Source organism: Streptomyces sp. NPDC058650 (assembly GCF_042717315.1).
Lineage (GTDB): Bacteria > Actinomycetota > Actinomycetes > Streptomycetales > Streptomycetaceae > Streptomyces.
On the sequence record NZ_JBHXRL010000006.1, the window covers coordinates 60207 to 76068 of the forward strand.

Genomic DNA, 15862 nt, shown 5'->3' on the forward strand with positions numbered 1-15862 from the left:
AGGACCTGCGCCATGCCCGGCCGCATCAGAGCCAGCAGCCTTTCCCCGGACGGATTCGCGTACGGCGCGGCCCTCGGGCTCGCCGTCGACCGGCTCGTCGGCGATCCCCGCCGCGGACATCCCGTCGCCGCCTTCGGCCGCGCTGCCGCCGCCGTCGAACAGCGCCTGCACCACGACCACCGCGGCTGGGGCGCCCTGCACACCGCCGTCTGCGCCGGCTCCACCGCCGCCCTCGGCGCACTCGCCGCCCGGGCCGTACGGGACCGGCCGGCCGCCGCCGTGGCGCTGACCGCCGCCTCCGTCTGGGCCGTCGTCGGCGGTACGACCCTGGGGCGGGAGGCCCGCGCGATCGGCGGGGCGCTCGCCGCCGGGGACCTGGAGGTCGCCCGGGAGCGGCTGCCGCACCTGTGCGGGCGCGACCCGCAGTCCCTGGACGGCCCCGCGATGGCCCGCGCGGTCGTCGAGTCCGTCGCCGAGAACACCTCCGACGCCGTGGTCGGCGCCCTCTTCTGGGGCGCCGTCGCGGGCGTGCCGGGCCTCGTCGCCTTCCGGGCCGTCAACACCCTCGACGCGATGGTCGGCCACAAGTCCCCGCGCCACCGCCGCTTCGGCTGGGCCTCGGCCCGGCTCGACGACGTGGCCGGCTGGCCCGGGGCCCGGCTGACGGCCGCCGCCGCGACGCTCGCCGGAGGCAATCCGCGCGGAGCCGTACGGGCCTGGCGGGCGGACGCGGCCAAGCACCCGAGCCCCAACGCGGGCCCCGTCGAGGCCTCCTTCGCGGGCTCCCTCGGCGTACGGCTCGGGGGGACCCTCGCGTACGGCGGGCGGGTCGAGCACCGGCCCGTGCTCAACGGGGAAGGGCGGCCCGTCGAGGTCGCCGACATCGACCGGGCGGTCCGGCTCTCGCGCCGGGTGACCGCACTGACCCTGGCCGCCTGTGTCGGCGGCCGCATGATCATCGGTGCCGTGAAGCGCGCGAAGCGGAGGAACGCATGAGGGGTGGGGGTCTGCTGGTCGCCGGGACCACGTCCGACGCCGGCAAGAGCGTCGTGACGGCCGGCATCTGCCGCTGGCTGGTCCGCAAGGGCGTGAAGGTGGCGCCGTTCAAGGGGCAGAACATGTCCCTCAACTCCTTCGTGACCCGCGAGGGCGCCGAGATCGGGCGGGCCCAGGCCATGCAGGCGCAGGCCGCCCGGGTCGAGCCGACCGCGCTCATGAACCCGGTCCTGCTCAAGCCGGGCAGCGACCGGTCCAGCCAGGTCGTCCTGATGGGCAAGCCGGTGGGCGAGCTCAGCGCACGCGGGTTCTTCGGGGCGTCCGGGCCCGCGGCGCAGCCGCAGTCAGGCGCAGTGGCCCCCGGGAAGGCACTGCACGGGGGGCGGCAGAAGGAACTCTTCGAGCCGGTGATGGCGTGCCTGGAGGAACTCCGGGGCATGTACGACGCCGTGATCTGCGAGGGGGCGGGCAGTCCGGCCGAGATCAACCTGCGGCGCACGGACATCGTGAACATGGGCATCGCGCGGGCCGCGCGGCTGCCCGTCGTCGTGGTCGGCGACATCGACCGGGGCGGGGTCTTCGCCCAGTTCTTCGGGACGACGGCGCTGCTGAGCCCCGAGGACCAGTCGCTCGTCGCCGGATACCTCGTGAACAAGTTCCGCGGTGACGTGACCCTCCTTGAGCCCGGCCTCGACATGCTGCACGGACTGACCGGGCGCCGGACCTTCGGCGTCCTGCCGTACGCGCACGGGCTCGGCATCGACGAGGAGGACGGGCTCCGGGTCTCGCTGCGGGGCACCGTGCGCGAGTCGGTCGTCGCGCCGCCGGTCGGCGCGGACGTGCTGCGGGTCGCCGTGTGCGCCGTGCCGCTCATGTCGAACTTCACCGACGTCGACGCGCTGGCCGCCGAGCCGGGCGTCGTCGTCCGGTTCGTGGACCGGCCGGAGGAACTCGTCGACGCGGACCTCGTCGTCGTGCCGGGGACCCGGGGGACGGTGAAGGCCCTCGCGTGGCTGCGGGAGCGGGGGTTGGCGGAGGAGCTCGTGAGGCGCGCGGCCGAGGGGCTGCCGGTGCTCGGGATCTGCGGCGGCTTCCAGGTGCTCGGTGAGCACATCGAGGACGAGGTCGAGTCGAAGGCGGGGGCCGTCGACGGGCTCGGGCTGCTGCCCGTACGGGTGCGGTTCGCGCGCGAGAAGACCCTCTCCCGACCGGTCGGGGAGGCGCTCGGGGAGCGGGTCGAGGGGTACGAGATCCACCACGGCGTCGCGTCGGTGGACGGTGGAGAACCGTTCCTGGACGGGTGCCGGGTCGGCGCCGTGTGGGGCACCCACTGGCACGGCTCGCTGGAGAGCGACGGGTTCCGGCGGGCGTTCCTGCGGGAGGTCGCGGCGGCGGCGGGGCGGCGGTTCGTGCCGGCCCCCGACACGTCGTTCGGCACGCTGCGGGAAGAGCAACTGGACCGACTCGGCGACCTGATCGAGGAGCACGCGGACACGGACGCGCTGCTGCGGCTGATCGAGGAGGGGGCCCCGGCGGGGCTGCCGTTCGTGCCGCCGGGTGCGCCGTGAGCGCGCGGCGGAGCCGCACGAGGACTGCGCCCGGCCTCCGGCCGGGCTGTTGTTCCCACCCGCACCACCCGGGCGGATCGACGAAGAAGGCGCGGGTGGTCCCTGTGGGTGGTCGCCCGCCGTCGGCGCCTGCCGGCGAACGACGCGGACTTGATGGAAGGAAGACTCGATGAGCACCCGGTATCCGTTCACCGCCGTCGTCGGCATGGACGATCTGCGGCTCGCGCTGCTGCTGAACGCGGTCAGTCCGGCGGTGGGCGGTGTGCTCGTCCGGGGTGAGAAGGGGACCGCCAAGTCCACGGCCGTCCGCGCGCTCGCCGATCTGCTGCCGGTGGTTCCCGTGGTGACCGGCTGTCGGTTCAGTTGCGATCCGGCGTCGCCCTATGCCGACTGCCCGGACGGGCCGCACATCGCCGCCTCCGGCACCGAACGCGCCGCGCGGATGGTCGAGTTGCCCGTCGGCGCCTCCGAGGACCGGCTCGTCGGCGCGCTCGACATCGAGAAGGCGCTCGCCGAGGGCGTGAAGGCCTTCGAGCCGGGGCTCCTCGCTGCGGCTCACCGGAGCATTCTGTACGTCGACGAGGTCAACCTTCTCCACGACCATCTCATCGACCTCTTGCTCGACGCCGCCGCCATGGGCGCCTCCCACGTCGAGCGCGAGGGCGTCTCCGTGCGCCACGCCGCCCGTTTCCTTCTCGTCGGGACCATGAACCCCGAAGAGGGCGAGCTGCGGCCGCAGTTGCTCGACCGGTTCGGACTGACCGTGGAGGTCGCCGCGTCCCGCGTGCCCGAGCAGCGGGTGGAGGTCGTCCGGCGGCGGCTCGCCTTCGAGGACGACCCGGCCGCGTTCGCCGCGCGCTGGGCCGGCGAGGAGGCCGATCTGCGCGCGCGGATCATCGCCGCCCGCGACCTGCTCCCGAAGGTGGTCCTCGGGGACGCCGCGCTGCTCCAGATCGCCGCGACCTGCGCCGCGTTCGAGGTCGACGGCATGCGCGCCGACATCGTCATGGCGCGGGCGGCGACCGCCCTCGCAGCCTGGGCCGGACGGACCGAGGTCACCTCCGAGGACGTGCGGCAGGCCGCGCTCCTGGCCCTCCCCCACCGGCGCCGCCGCAACCCCTTCGACGCGCCCGGACTCGACGAGGACAAGCTCGACGAGACCCTGGAGCAGTTCAAGGGCGAGGAGCCGCAGACCGACCCCGACGAGGACCCCGAGCCGGACGGTCCCGACGGTCCGGGTGACGGCGGTCCCGGCGGCGGTGGCATTCCGCCGCAGGGCGAAGGCCCGGCCCCCGAGACCGACAGCGCCCCCGAGGACACCCCCGCTCCCGCCGAGGCTCCCGCGCCCGCCCCGCAGGGCTCCGGCGCCGGTGAGCGCGCGGCCGTCCAGGCCGCCGAGCCCTTCCGTACGAAGATGCTGAGCGTGCCCGGTCTCGGCGAGGGCGCCGCCGGTCGCCGCTCCCGGGCCCGTACCGAACACGGCCGCACCACCGGGGCCACCCGGCCCCGGGGCGCGCTGACCAAGCTGCACCTCACGGCGACCGTGCAGGCCGCCGCCCCGCACCAGCGGGCGCGCGGGCGGACCGGTCCCGGGCTCGTCGTCCGGCGGGACGACCTGCGGCAGGCGACCCGCGAGGGGCGCGAGGGGAACCTCGTGCTCTTCGCCGTGGACGCCTCGGGCTCGATGGCGGCCCGGCAGCGGATGAGCGCCGTGAAGGGGGCGGTGCTCTCCCTGCTCCTCGACGCCTACCAGCGGCGCGACAAGGTCGGCCTGATCACCTTCCGGGGCCGTACCGCCGACCTCGCGCTGCCGCCGACCTCGTCCGTGGACGCGGCCGCCGCACGTCTGGAGAAGCTCCCGACCGGTGGCCGTACGCCGCTGTCGGCCGGGCTCCTCAAGGCCCATGACGTCCTGCGGATCGAGCGGCTGCGGGACCCCTCGCGCCGTCCGCTGCTCGTCGTCGTGACCGACGGGCGCGCGACCGGCGGCGGCGCCGACCCGGTGGCGCTGGCCGCCCGGGCGGCGCGGCTGCACGCCGCCGAGGGCACGGCGAGCGTGGTCGTGGACTGCGAGACCGGTCCGGTGCGGCTCGGGCTCGCCGGGAGCCTCGCACGCGAACTCGGCGGCACCGCCGTCACCTTGGACGAGCTGCGGGCCGACTCGATCGCCGGCCTCGTCAGGGACGTACAGGCAGAACAGACAACCAGGAGGGCCGCTTAATGCCGCAGGGACAGCCGACCGTCGTGCCCGACGACGGTCTCACCACCCGTCAGCGCCGCAACCGCGCACTCGTGATGGTGCACACGGGCGTCGGCAAGGGGAAGTCGACGGCCGCGTTCGGCATGGCGCTGCGCGCCTGGAACCAGGGCTGGCCGATCGGGGTGTTCCAGTTCGTCAAGTCCGCCAAGTGGAAGGTCGGCGAGGAGAACGCCCTCAAGGCGCTCGGCGAGACCGGCAAGGGCGGCACGGTCACCTGGAACAAGATGGGCGAGGGCTGGTCCTGGATCCAGCGCGAGGTCGCCGAGGGCGAGCAGTCGCACGAGGAGAAGGCCCGCGAGGGCTGGGAGCAGGTCAAGCGGGACCTCGCCGAGGAGCGGTACAAGTTCTACGTCCTCGACGAGTTCGCCTACCTGCTGCACTGGGGGTGGATCGACACCAAGGAGGTCGTCGAGGTCCTCCGCGACCGGCCCGGGCACCAGCACGTCGTCATCACCGGGCGCAACGCGCCGCAGGAGCTGGTCGACTTCGCCGATCTCGTCACCGACATGTCCAAGGTCAAGCACCCGATGGACGCCGGTCAGAAGGGCCAGCGGGGCATCGAGTGGTAGCACGTCTCGTCATCGCCGCGCCGTCGTCCGGTGCGGGCAAGACCACGGTCGCGACCGGCCTGATGGCCGCGTTCGCGGGCCGTGGGCTGGCCGTGTCCCCGCACAAGGTCGGGCCCGACTACATCGACCCGGGTTACCACGCGCTCGCGACCGGCCGCCCGGGGCGCAACCTCGACGCGTACATGTGCGGTACGGGGCTGATCGCGCCGCTCTTCGCGCACGGGGCGCGTGGCTGCGACCTGGCCGTGGTCGAGGGCGTCATGGGCCTGTACGACGGGGCCGCCGACCAGGGCGAGCTGGCGTCCACCGCGCAGGTGGCGAAGCTGCTCAAGGCGCCGGTGGTGCTCGTCGTGGACGCGTCGTCGCAGTCGCGGTCGGTGGCGGCGCTCGTGCACGGGTTCGCGTCGTGGGATCCGGAGGTGCGGATCGGCGGCGTGATCCTGAACAAGGTCGCGACGGATCGGCACGAGCATCTGCTGCGGGAGGCGCTGGGCGAGTCGGGGGTGCCGGTGCTCGGGGTGCTGCGGCGGGCTCCTGCCGTGGCGACGCCTTCGCGGCACCTGGGCTTGGTCCCTGTTGCCGAGCGGCAGGCTGCGGCGGTTTCCGCGGTGGCCGCGCAGGCCGAGCAGGTGCTCCAGGGATGCGACCTGGAGGCCCTTTTGGCGCTGGCCCGCAGCGCGCCCGAGCTGCACGCGGAGGCGTGGGATCCGGGGGTGGCGGGACGGCCGCACGCCGGTGGTCGCGTCGTGCCCACCCTCCCCCAGAGCTCCGCCGGGGAGGTACCCCCGGCCCCGGCGGAACGCATGCCCACCACGAGGTCGGCGGACCGCATGCCCACACCGGCGGCGGGAGGCGGGGCCACACCTCGGGTCGCCGTCGCTGGTGGGGCCGCGTTCACGTTCTCCTACGCCGAGCACGCCGAGCTGCTCACCGCTGCCGGGGCCGAGGTCGTGACCTTTGATCCGCTGCGGGACGAGGCGCTGCCCGAGGGCACGTCCGGGCTCGTCATAGGCGGCGGGTTTCCCGAGATGTACGGGGCCGAGCTGTCCGCCAACGAGCCGTTGCGGAAGGCCGTCGCCGAGCTCGCCGCGGCCGGGGCGCCGATCGCCGCCGAGTGCGCGGGGCTGCTGTACCTGGCGCGGTCCCTCGACGGCAGGCCCATGTGCGGGGTGCTCGACGCGGACGCGCGGATGTCGGAGCGGCTGACGCTCGGGTACCGCGACGCGGTCGCCGTGAGCGACAGCGTGCTCGCGCCGGCCGGGGCGCGGATGCGGGGGCACGAGTTCCACCGGACCGTGATCGAGCCGGGCGCCGGGGACCGGGCCGCCTGGGGACTGCGGCAGCCGGAGCGGCGCGTCGAGGGCTTCGTCCAGGGCGGGGTGCACGCCAGTTACGTGCACACGCACTGGGCGGGAGCGCCGGGGGCGGCGCTGCGGTTCGTGGAGCACTGCGGGTGAGTTCAGCCGCCGGAGACGCCCACCACGAGCCAGATGAAGCCCACGCCCGCGACCGTGCACAGCAGGGTCGAGCGGGCGGGGTGTTCGTGGTGGGCCTCGGGCAGGATCTCGGCGGCGGCGAGGTAGAGCAGGGCGCCGCCGAAGAAACCGAGATAGCTGCCGAGAAGTTCCTCCGGAAGGGTGAACAGCAGGGTGGAGGCGGCGCCGAGGATCGGGGCGACCGCGTCGGCGACGAGCATGCCGATGGCCTTGCGGCGGGCGTTCCCGTAGAGGCTCGTGATCGTGTACGTGTTGAAGCCGTCGGCGAAGTCGTGGGTGATGACGGCGAGCGCGACGGTGGCGCCCATGCCGCCGCCGACCTGGAAGGCCGCGCCGAGGGCGATGCCGTCCATGAGGCTGTGCAGGACCATCGCGGCGGCGGCGGTGAGACCGACCTGCGGGACCCTCTCGTCGGCGCCGACCCCGTGTGCCGCCTGGCGGACGGCGAGGAGACGCTCCACCACGTGGGCGAAGAGGAAGCCTCCGACGAAGAGCAGCAGGGCCTCCGGGACGCCGAAGACCTCCTCCCCCGCGGCCTCCAGAGCCTCCGGCAGGAGGTCGAGTCCGACGACGCCGAGCATGAGTCCGCCGGCGAGGCCGAGGACGAGGTGGCGGCGGTCGGTGACGCGTTGCGCGACCCAGCCGCCGAAGAGCGTCATGAGGAACGCGCCGAGCGCGACGACCACAGCCATGGGCCTTTGCTATCGGATGGGGCGGTCTGCGCGCACCTCGGCGTGGGGGCCCGGTCGGGGGTTCCGGTGGACGAAGTGCTCGCGCTGGCCGACGTGGTGCTGCGGGAGGCGGGGCTGACGCGGGCGGCCGTGCGGTCGCTCGCCACGCTGGACGCGCGGGCCGCCGAGCCGGGCGTCACGGGCGCGGCCGGGGAGCTGGGGGTTCCGGTGCGGGGGTTCTCGGCCGGGGAGCTGGCCGCCGTCTCCGTACCGCATCCGTCGGCGCTGCCGCTGGACGCGACGGGGACGCCGTCGGTGGCGGAGGCGGCGGCCCTGCTCACGGCGGGCGCGGGGGCCGACGGGTCCGGCGGGCCCACCGGGTCCCGTCGGGGCGTGCTGCTCGTACCGAAGCGGAAGTCGCGGCGCGTTACGTGTGCGATCGCCACGTGCGTACCGGTTTGTCCGGACGAACATGCGCCAGGCGTACGGTTGTTGCACCTGGCTCACGGGTACATCGCTGGCGAGCCTGGCTCACCCCCCACCATCCCCACCCCCCACACGACGGCGGCCATGGACACGCACACGCAATCCGACGCCCACGACCTGCGCCACCACGGTGACGCCGAGGTCCGGGACGAGAAGTTGATCGATCTCGCGGTCAACGTCCGGACGAACACCCCTCCGGACTGGCTGCGGAAGAGAATCGCCGATTCGCTGACCGGCCTCGCGGCCTATCCCGACGGCCGTGCCGCGCGGGCCGCGGTCGCCGTGCGGCACGATCTGCCGCCCGGCCGGGTGCTCCTCACGGCCGGCGCCGCGGAGGCCTTCGTGCTGCTCGCGCGGGCGCTGCCGGCGCGTCGGCCCGTGGTGGTGCACCCGCAGTTCACCGAGCCGGAGGCGGCGCTGCGCGACGCCGGGCACGAGGTGGGCCGGGTGTTGCTGCGCGAGGAGGACGGTTTCCGGCTGGATCCGGCGGCGGTGCCGGAGGACGCGGACCTGGTGGTGATCGGGAACCCCACGAACCCGACCTCCGTCCTGCATCCGGCCGACTCGATCGCCGCCCTGGCCCGGCCCGGGCGGACGCTGGTGGTCGACGAGGCGTTCATGGACGCGGTGCCGGGCGAGCGGGAGTCGCTGGCCGGGCGGACCGATGTGCCGGGGCTCGTGGTGCTGCGCAGCCTCACCAAGACCTGGGGGCTCGCGGGCCTGCGGATCGGGTACGTCCTCGCCGAGCCGGAGACGATCGCCCTGCTGGAGCGGGCGCAGCCGCTGTGGCCGGTGTCGACGCCGGCCCTGGTGGCGGCGGAGGCCTGTATGTCGCGGCTGGCGCTCGCGGAGGCCGAGCACGCGGCGCACCGGATCGGTGTGGAGCGGGCGCATCTGCTCGCCGGTCTCGCCGAGTTCGACGAGGTGCGGACGGTCGCCGGGGCGGAGGGCCCCTTCGTCCTGCTGCGGATCGACGGGGCGGACGCGATACGGGACCGGCTGCGCCTCCTCGGCTTCGCGGCCCGGCGGGGCGACACGTTCCCGGGGCTCGACCGGAACTGGCTGCGGCTCGCGGTCCGGGACCGGGCCACGACGAACCGTTTCCTCCAGGCCTTGGACCAGGCGCTCCTGCTGGGCGGCTGACCGCCCCCGTAAGGAAGCGCGCGAGGGGGTGCGGGGAGGGCGACGTGGTGCGGGGAGGGCGACGTCGTCACCGTCGCCCTCCCCGCACCTCCGTTTTCCTGCTTCCCCTACTCCTCCGGCACCCCCCGGCGCCTCCCCCTCGGGCCGTCAGCCGCGCGAGCGGGCACGCGAGCGGGTGACCGCGAGCGCGCCGCCGCCGGCCACCAGGAGGGCGAGCGCGCCCGCCGCGATGTACGTGGTGGAGGAGCTGCCACCGGTCTCGGCGAGGTTCTCGGTCGGGGTGGTGCCGCCGTTGTTGGTCTTCACGCCGCCGTCGGTGCCCGGCTCGACGGTGGGCTTCTGTGTGGGCTGCTCGGAGGGCCGCTCGCCGGGCTCCTGGGTGGGCTGCTCCGTCGGCCGCTCGGTGGGCTGCTTCGTGGGCTCCTTGGTGGGCTCCTCCGTCGGCGCCGGACCCTCGGGCGTCTCGCAGGTCGCCTCGGCGAGCGTCACGGTGCCGTTGACCTCGGCCACGCCCAGCTTCAGCGGGTCGACCTCCACCGTGAGTTCGAGGGCCGTCGCCGCCGCGGTGCGGGAGGTGGTGGAGGTACGGGAGAGGTCCAGGGTGACCTGACCGATGCCGGGCACGGTCACCTGGGTCCGGCCGCCGGTGGAGAGGGTGGTCTTCTTGCCGAAGACGGTCACGTGCCCGAGGACGTTGGACTCGGCGACGGGCTTCTTCCCCACCTCGCACAGCGCCTTGGAGGTGACCTTCTCGACCTCGATGAGGGAGAGCAGCGGAATGCCGGGGACGTGGACCTTCGCCTTGACCAGGTTCACGTGGCCTTCGGCCTTCGTCTTGTTCACGGTGGCCTCGGAGGTGGCGACCTCGGCGGCGAGGATGTCGATCGGCTTTCCGCCCTCGGCCCCCTGCACCTTCACGGTGAGCGCGGTCTCGCTCTCGGTCTCGGGCGCCTTGACCTCGTTGAGCGAGGCGCGCACCGGCACCTTCACCGTCTCGCCGAGGAGGGAGACGTCGAGGCCGGCCCGCAGGACGACGGCGGTGGCACGCCCTTCGCCGCCCGTGGCGTGCGCCGCCGGGGCCGCGAGGAGCACGGGGCCGACGGCCAGGGCGGCCACGGTCGCGGCGGCGGCGGTGCGGCGTACGGGCGCGCGGAAGGTGTTGCTGTTCAAGATGGTGGAACCCCCACAAGAGACATGGCGTCGCCGGCCGCTCACCACGGGGACGGTGGGTCGGCGCGGCCTCGGCGACTTGAGACACCGGAATCTTTACGCACGGAGAGTGAACCGACAGTCGCCTGACGTGAGTTCACTCCAAAGGGGGGTTTCCGTGTTCATTTTCGATTTTTCTCGACACAACCGTTCCCGCACGTCCCGCGTCTTTCGCACGAGCGGGCACGGGTGGGTGCGTGCAGGGGCGCGTGGGAGAAAGTGAAAACGACCCGCCACCGCCCGGGGTAACGGATCGTCAACGCGACGCCCCGGGCGCGGGATCAGCTCGCGCGCCAGTACCCGAGCGCGTGGACACGCTCCTTGGGAAGGGCGAGCTCCTTGCGGGCGTACGCGGCGAGCGTGCGGGTCGTCGCCGCGTCGCAGGCGATCCAGACGTACGAGGCGGCGTCCGCGAGCTCGGGCAGCTCGGCCTTCACGCGGGCGACGAGGTCGGCACCGCCGCCCTGGCGCGGGACCCGGCGCAGCTCGTGGTGCGCGGGGTCGAGCCGGACCGGCAGCTCGTCGTCGGAGGCGTGCTGCGTCTCGAACCAGACGGTGGCGGGGACGCCGGGGAGCGCGTCGAGCAGGGAGTTGACAGCGGGCAGGGAGGCCGGGTCGCCGACCACGAGCAGCCGCGCGGGGAGCGGGTCGGGCGCCTCGAAGCCGGTGCCCTGGAGCGTGGCCTCCACGGTGTCGCCGGGGGCGCAGGCGCGGGCCCAGCGGCTGGCGACGCCGTCGTGGAGGGCGAATTCGAGACTGAAGGTGCCCGCGGTCAGGTCGGGGTCGACCAGGGTGTACGCGCGCTGGTGCGGCTTGCCCGCGTCGTCGAACCAGAGGCGCACCCACATCGTCGGGTGGATGCCGGCCGCGGCGAGCAGGCCGCCGTCCGTGAAGCGCACCCTGCGGTAGTCCTCGGTGACCTGCTCGGCCCCCGTCACCGTGAACGTGAAGTCCTTGCCGCGAAACAGTTTGAGGACCGCCCCCTGCCAGCCATGCCCCACCGTGATCTCCTCCCCTGGACTCCTGTAAATTACTTAGGTCAGCCTAACCTAAGGTTCTGTAAAAGATACGGACGGGATCGGGGTTCTCCGTGAGCATCGAGGTCTACCGGGACGCCTGGGGCGTCCCTCATCTGCGCGCCACGGACCCGGAGGAACTCGCCTTCGCCCAGGGCCGGGTCACCGCCCGCGACCGCGCCTGGCAGCTGGAGGTCGAGCGGCACCGGGCCCAGGGCACCACCGCCGCCTTCCTCGGCGCCGCCGAGCTCGGCTGGGACACCTTCGCCCGGCAGGCGCGGCTCGCCGACACCGCCCGCCGCTGCTTCGCGCGCCTCGAAGCCTCCGACGCGCCGACGGCCGCCTGGGTCCGCGCGTACGTGGACGGCGTCAACGACGGCCTGGCGGACGGGGCCGGCCGCGCACCCGAGTTCGCGGAGACCGGCCTCGTACCCGGGCGGTGGGAGCCGTGGACCCCGCTCGCCGTCTGGCTCTCCACCCACATCCTCTTCGCGGGCTTCCCCACCAAGCTGTGGCGGGAGCAGGTCGCCACCCGGCTCGGCGAGGAGTGGACGGAGCTCTTCGCGACGGACGGCCCCGGCACCGCGGGCTCCAACGGCTGGGTGGTGTCCGGCGAGCGGACCGCGAGCGGCGCGGCGCTGGTGGCCGGCGACCCGCACCGGTTCATCGAGGCGCCGGGCGTCTACCAGCAGATCCGGCTCGCCTGCCCCGCGTACGACGTCGTGGGCATCGCCGTGCCCGGCGTCCCCGGGCTCGCCCACTTCGGCCACACCGGCTCGGTGGCCTGGGCGATCACCAACGCCATGGCCGACTACCAGGACCTGTACCGGGAGCGGCTCCGCCGGCTGCCGGGCGGCGACGTCGAGGCCTTCGGCCCCGAGGGGTGGCGCCCGGCGGCGGCGCACACGGAGACGATCGAGGTCGCGGGCGGCGAGCCCGTCGTGATCGAGGTGGTGGAGACGGACCGGGGACCCGTGATCATCGGGGCGGACGGCGAGCCCGGACACGACTCCTCGGAGTGGGAGGCCGTCGCCCTCCGGTACCCGCCCCGGGTCACCGGGGAGCTCGGCTTCGGGGCCCTGCCCGGGCTGCTGCGCGCCCGGACCGTCGCCGATGTGGACGCGGCCCTCGACGGCTGGGTCGAGCCCGTGAACGTCGTCCAGGCCGCCGACACCCGGGGCGGGCTGCTGCACCGGGTCGCCGGCCACGTACCCGTACGGGACCGGGCCAACTCCCTGCGTCTCGTACCCGCCTGGGATCCGGCGCACGACTGGGAGCCCGCGCCCGCGCCGCTGCCCCGCGCCGAGGTCCGCGGCCACGCCGTCATGGCCAACGCCCGGGGGCTCGCCGCGCCCCTCGGCGTCGAGTTCGCCCCGCCGCACCGGGCCGCCCGCATCGGCGAGCTCCTCGACGCCTCGTCGGAGTGGACCCCGGAGTCCACGACCGCCGTCCACACCGACACCGACAACCCCTCGGCGGCCCGCCTCCTCGCGGCGGTGCGGCGGGTGGCCGATGGCCTCACCCCCGCCGCCTCCGCCGTGCGCGAGCGGCTGCTCGGCTGGGACCGGCGGATGGCGGCGGAGAGCACCGACGCGGGCCTGTACGCGGCCGTGCGCGGCGCCGTGGTGCGGCGGCTCGCCGGGCACGAGGCCTTCGCGGCGCTGCGCGAACCCGCCCCGTACCCCGAGCTGTTCCGTCCCTGGCTGGCCCTCGGACCCCGGGTCGCCTACGCCCTGGAGACGCTGCTCACGGCCGGGCCCGTGCCGGCCGGGGACGTCGACCGGATCGTGCGCGAGGCCCTCGCGGAGGTCGGGGCCGCTGAGCCGCCCGCCGCGTGGGGCGTGACCCACCGCCTCGCGCCCTGGCAGGCGCTCCCCGACACCGACGACGCGCAGTGGCCGGGGCTCGCCGGGGACCACGACTGCGTCCTGTCCACGTCGAGCGTGCCCGGCTGGACCGACCGGAGCGCCCGCGCCTCCGCCGCCCGCTACGTCTGGGACCTCGCCGACCGCGAACGGAGTGGCTGGATCGTGCCGTTCGGGGCGTCCGGGGTGCCCGGCGACCCGCACCACCGCGACCAGCTCCCCCTGTGGCTGCGGGGCGAGCTCGCCCCCGTCACGACCGACTGGCAGTACCTCACCAAGGAGCAGGGATGACCACCGCCGTACACGTCCAGAGCGTCGAGGGCTTCGGCACCGTCACGATCCGGCCCATCGAGCCCGACCGCGACGCCCCACTCCTGCACGGCTGGGTCAACGAGGAGCGCGCCCGGTTCTGGGGCATGGGCGGGACCACCGTCGAGCAGGTCCGGGACATCTACGCGCACCTGGACTCGCTCACCACCCACCACGGCTTCCTGGTCGGCCTGGACGGGGAGCCCGTCGCACTGTTCCAGACGTACGATCCCGAGGCGGACCGGGTCAGCGAGTGCTACACGGTGGAGCCCGGCGACATCGGCGTCCACTTCCTGATCGCGCCGAGCGCGACCCCCCGGTCCGGCTTCACAGCCGGACTCATCAGCGCGCTCGTCGCCTTCTCGCTGAGGGACCGCACCCGGGTCGTCGTCGAGCCCGACGCCGCCAACGAGAAGGCGATCGCCCGGATGGTCCGGGCCGGCTTCGAGCTGGGCCCTGAGGTCGTCCTGCCCGAGGTGGACCTGCCGGAGGTCTTCATCCCGGAGAAGCGGGCCCGGCTCGCCTTCCTGACCCGCTGACCGGCCCGCCGACAGGCCCGCCGACAGGCCCGCAGACAGGCCCGCTGACAGGCCCGCCGACCGGCCCGCCGACCGGCCCGCCGACCGGCCCGCCGACCGGCCCGCTGACCGGCCCGCCGACCGGCCGGGCGGTCAGCCGACCACCCGGCCGTTGACGACGACCCGCCGCGGCGCCGCGAGGACGCGGACGTCCGCGCGCGGGTCCTCGCCGTAGACGACGAGGTCGGCGGGAGCGCCCTCCTCCAGGGAGGGGCGGCCGAGCCAGGCCCTGGCGCCCCAGGCCGTGGCCGAGAGCGCGTCGACCGGCGGGATGCCGGCGCGGGTCAGTTCCTCGACCTCCTCGGCGACGAGCCCGTGGGCGAGGGAGCCGCCCGCGTCGGTGCCGACGAAGACGGGGACGCCGGCGTCGAAGGCGGCGCGGACGGTGTCGTACCGCCGCTCGTACAGCCTGCGCATATGGGCCGACCAGCGCGGGAACTTCTCCTGGCCGCCGTCGGCGAGATGCGGGAACGTCGCGATGTTCACCAGGGTCGGGACGATGGCGACGCCACGCTCGGCGAAGAGCGGGATCGTGTCCTCGGTGAGGCCGGTGGCGTGCTCGACGCAGTCGATGCCCGCCTCGACGAGGTCGCGGAGGGAGTCCTCGGCGAAGCAGTGCGCCGTGACCCGGGCGCCGAGCCGGTGCGCCTCGGCGATGGCCGCCTCGACCTCGGGGCGCGGCCAGCAGGCGGTGAGGTCGCCCGCGTCGCGGTCGATCCAGTCGCCGACGAGCTTGACCCAGCCGTCGCCGCGCCGGGCCTCGCGGCCGACGTACGCGACGAGGTCGGCGGGCTCGATCTCGTGGGCGTAGTTACGGATGTAGCGGCGGGTACGGGCGATGTGCCGGCCCGCGCGGATGATCTTCGGGAGGTCCTCGCGCTCGTCGATCCAGCGGGTGTCGGAGGGCGAACCGGCGTCCCGGATCAGGAGCGTGCCCGCGTCCCGGTCGGTGAGGGCCTGCTTCTCGCTGGTGGCCTCGTCGACAGGGCCGTGCCGGTCGAGTCCGACGTGGCAGTGGGCGTCGACCAGGCCGGGCAGCGCCCAGCCCTCGACGGTCACCGCCTCGGCGGCGGGCCGGTCGTAGGTGATCCGCCCGTCGACGCACCAGAGTTCGTCCCGTACGTCCTCAGGGCCGACGAGCACCCGCCCCTTCACATGCAGCACCGCGTGATCGCTCATGTGTGCACTGTACGAGGGCGGGTGCCCGGGCCGGGACCCCCGCTCGAGGGGGTCACTCGTCGATCGCGCTCCCGTAGCGGGCGTCCAGGTAGGGCCCGCCGAAGGAGGCGACGCCGAAGCTCCACGACCCGGTCGCGCCGATCCCTCCCGTACGCGCGGGGAGGACCCAGACGTGCCCGTCCGCGGTGTTCTCGCCGGGGGCCGCCGCGAGCAGCGAGAAGCGGCCGTCGGCGTCGGGGTCGACGAGCCGGACCTGGCCGCCGAAGCGGTCGCCGCGCTCGACGCCGCCGGGGACGGAGGGCGAGTCCTGCGTCCAGGAGGCGGCGCCGGTGCCGGTCAGGCCGCGGGCGGTGCCTCGCAGGACCGTGACCATGCCCGCGTCGGCGACGGTGCCGATGTCCTCGCCGGGGGCGCCGATCGCGAGGTCGGCGCGGCCGTCGCGGTTGGTGTCGCCAAGGGAGAGGTCGGCGCCCCAGCCGTCGCCGCGCTCGGACGCGCCCGGCACCCCGGCGGAGTT

13 protein-coding genes are annotated in these 15862 nt (G+C 74.7%); 8 read left to right on the forward strand and 5 right to left on the reverse strand.

Annotated elements, in window-relative coordinates; all coding sequences use genetic code 11:
- Positions 1–12: 12 nt before the first annotated feature.
- The 5 genes from ACFWWU_RS12540 to ACFWWU_RS12560 all read left to right on the forward strand — a co-directional run bounded on the left by ACFWWU_RS12540 (position 13) and on the right by ACFWWU_RS12560 (position 6850).
- Complete coding sequence (locus tag ACFWWU_RS12540; protein ID WP_384143086.1) at positions 13–996, forward strand: cobalamin biosynthesis protein; 984 nt, start codon at positions 13–15, stop codon at positions 994–996.
- Positions 993–2564: a cobyric acid synthase gene (locus ACFWWU_RS12545; RefSeq protein WP_384143089.1), complete on the forward strand. Its 1572-nt coding sequence runs from the start codon at positions 993–995 to the stop codon at positions 2562–2564. The genes ACFWWU_RS12540 and ACFWWU_RS12545 overlap by 4 nt, the downstream gene beginning before the upstream one ends.
- 169 nt (positions 2565–2733) lie before the next feature.
- On the forward strand, positions 2734–4785 hold the full coding sequence (locus ACFWWU_RS12550; protein ID WP_384143092.1) for a putative cobaltochelatase: 2052 nt from the start codon (positions 2734–2736) through the stop codon (positions 4783–4785).
- The gene (cobO, locus tag ACFWWU_RS12555) at positions 4785–5393 is read left to right on the forward strand and encodes a cob(I)yrinic acid a,c-diamide adenosyltransferase (RefSeq protein WP_329624182.1); all 609 of its coding nucleotides are present in this window, start codon (positions 4785–4787) and stop codon (positions 5391–5393) included. The genes ACFWWU_RS12550 and cobO overlap by 1 nt, the downstream gene beginning before the upstream one ends.
- Positions 5387–6850 (forward strand): cobyrinate a,c-diamide synthase, encoded by a 1464-nt coding sequence (locus ACFWWU_RS12560; RefSeq protein ID WP_384143096.1) that lies wholly within the window; start codon positions 5387–5389, stop codon positions 6848–6850. Before cobO ends, ACFWWU_RS12560 begins: the two co-directional genes overlap by 7 nt.
- A 2-nt stretch (positions 6851–6852) precedes the next feature.
- On the opposite strand, the gene ACFWWU_RS12565 is transcribed toward ACFWWU_RS12560, so the two are convergent.
- Positions 6853–7581, reverse strand: coding sequence for a ZIP family metal transporter (locus ACFWWU_RS12565; protein ID WP_384143099.1), 729 nt, complete (start codon positions 7579–7581; stop codon positions 6853–6855).
- Between the two features lie 66 nt (positions 7582–7647).
- Here ACFWWU_RS12565 and cobC point away from each other — a divergent pair, with 66 nt between their 5' ends.
- Complete coding sequence (cobC, locus tag ACFWWU_RS12570) at positions 7648–9189, forward strand: Rv2231c family pyridoxal phosphate-dependent protein CobC (RefSeq protein ID WP_384143102.1); 1542 nt, start codon at positions 7648–7650, stop codon at positions 9187–9189.
- 147 nt (positions 9190–9336) lie between these two features.
- Here the strand turns inward: cobC and ACFWWU_RS12575 are convergent, their stop codons facing one another.
- Together ACFWWU_RS12575 and ACFWWU_RS12580 are read right to left on the reverse strand one after the other, a co-directional pair.
- Entirely contained in the window at positions 9337–10359 is a 1023-nt protein-coding gene (locus ACFWWU_RS12575) for an SCO1860 family LAETG-anchored protein (RefSeq protein ID WP_384143105.1), read from the reverse strand.
- 320 nt (positions 10360–10679) lie between these two features.
- On the reverse strand, positions 10680–11399 hold the full coding sequence (locus ACFWWU_RS12580) for a siderophore-interacting protein (RefSeq protein WP_384143108.1): 720 nt from the start codon (positions 11397–11399) through the stop codon (positions 10680–10682).
- An 89-nt stretch (positions 11400–11488) separates the two neighbouring features.
- Between ACFWWU_RS12580 and ACFWWU_RS12585 the strand changes: the two genes are divergently transcribed.
- Together ACFWWU_RS12585 and ACFWWU_RS12590 are read left to right on the forward strand one after the other, a co-directional pair.
- Positions 11489–13570: a penicillin acylase family protein gene (locus ACFWWU_RS12585; RefSeq protein WP_384143111.1), complete on the forward strand. Its 2082-nt coding sequence runs from the start codon at positions 11489–11491 to the stop codon at positions 13568–13570.
- On the forward strand, positions 13567–14127 hold the full coding sequence (locus ACFWWU_RS12590) for a GNAT family N-acetyltransferase (protein ID WP_384143114.1): 561 nt from the start codon (positions 13567–13569) through the stop codon (positions 14125–14127). The genes ACFWWU_RS12585 and ACFWWU_RS12590 overlap by 4 nt, the downstream gene beginning before the upstream one ends.
- 132 nt (positions 14128–14259) lie before the next feature.
- On the opposite strand, the gene ACFWWU_RS12595 is transcribed toward ACFWWU_RS12590, so the two are convergent.
- Both ACFWWU_RS12595 and ACFWWU_RS12600 read right to left on the reverse strand, forming a co-directional pair.
- Positions 14260–15345, reverse strand: a complete 1086-nt coding sequence (locus ACFWWU_RS12595) for an amidohydrolase family protein (protein ID WP_384143117.1) — start codon at positions 15343–15345, stop codon at positions 14260–14262.
- Between the two features lie 52 nt (positions 15346–15397).
- Positions 15398–15850 carry an FG-GAP repeat protein gene (locus ACFWWU_RS12600; RefSeq protein ID WP_384143120.1) on the reverse strand — a complete coding sequence of 151 codons (453 nt, stop codon included), beginning with the start codon at positions 15848–15850 and terminating at the stop codon, positions 15398–15400.
- Positions 15851–15862: the final 12 nt, after the last annotated feature.

Bases quoted from the DNA above. Each gene is read 5' to 3' on its own strand.
- ACFWWU_RS12540 (WP_384143086.1), top strand. From the start codon at position 13: ATGCCCGGCCGCATCAGAGCCAGCAGCCTTTCCCCGGACGGATTCGCG.
- ACFWWU_RS12545 (WP_384143089.1), top strand. From the start codon at position 993: ATGAGGGGTGGGGGTCTGCTGGTCGCCGGGACCACGTCCGACGCCGGC.
- ACFWWU_RS12550 (WP_384143092.1), top strand. From the start codon at position 2,734: ATGAGCACCCGGTATCCGTTCACCGCCGTCGTCGGCATGGACGATCTG.
- cobO (WP_329624182.1), top strand. From the start codon at position 4,785: ATGCCGCAGGGACAGCCGACCGTCGTGCCCGACGACGGTCTCACCACC.
- ACFWWU_RS12565 (WP_384143099.1), bottom strand. From the start codon at position 7,581: ATGGCTGTGGTCGTCGCGCTCGGCGCGTTCCTCATGACGCTCTTCGGC.
- ACFWWU_RS12590 (WP_384143114.1), top strand. From the start codon at position 13,567: ATGACCACCGCCGTACACGTCCAGAGCGTCGAGGGCTTCGGCACCGTC.
- ACFWWU_RS12595 (WP_384143117.1), bottom strand. From the start codon at position 15,345: ATGAGCGATCACGCGGTGCTGCATGTGAAGGGGCGGGTGCTCGTCGGC.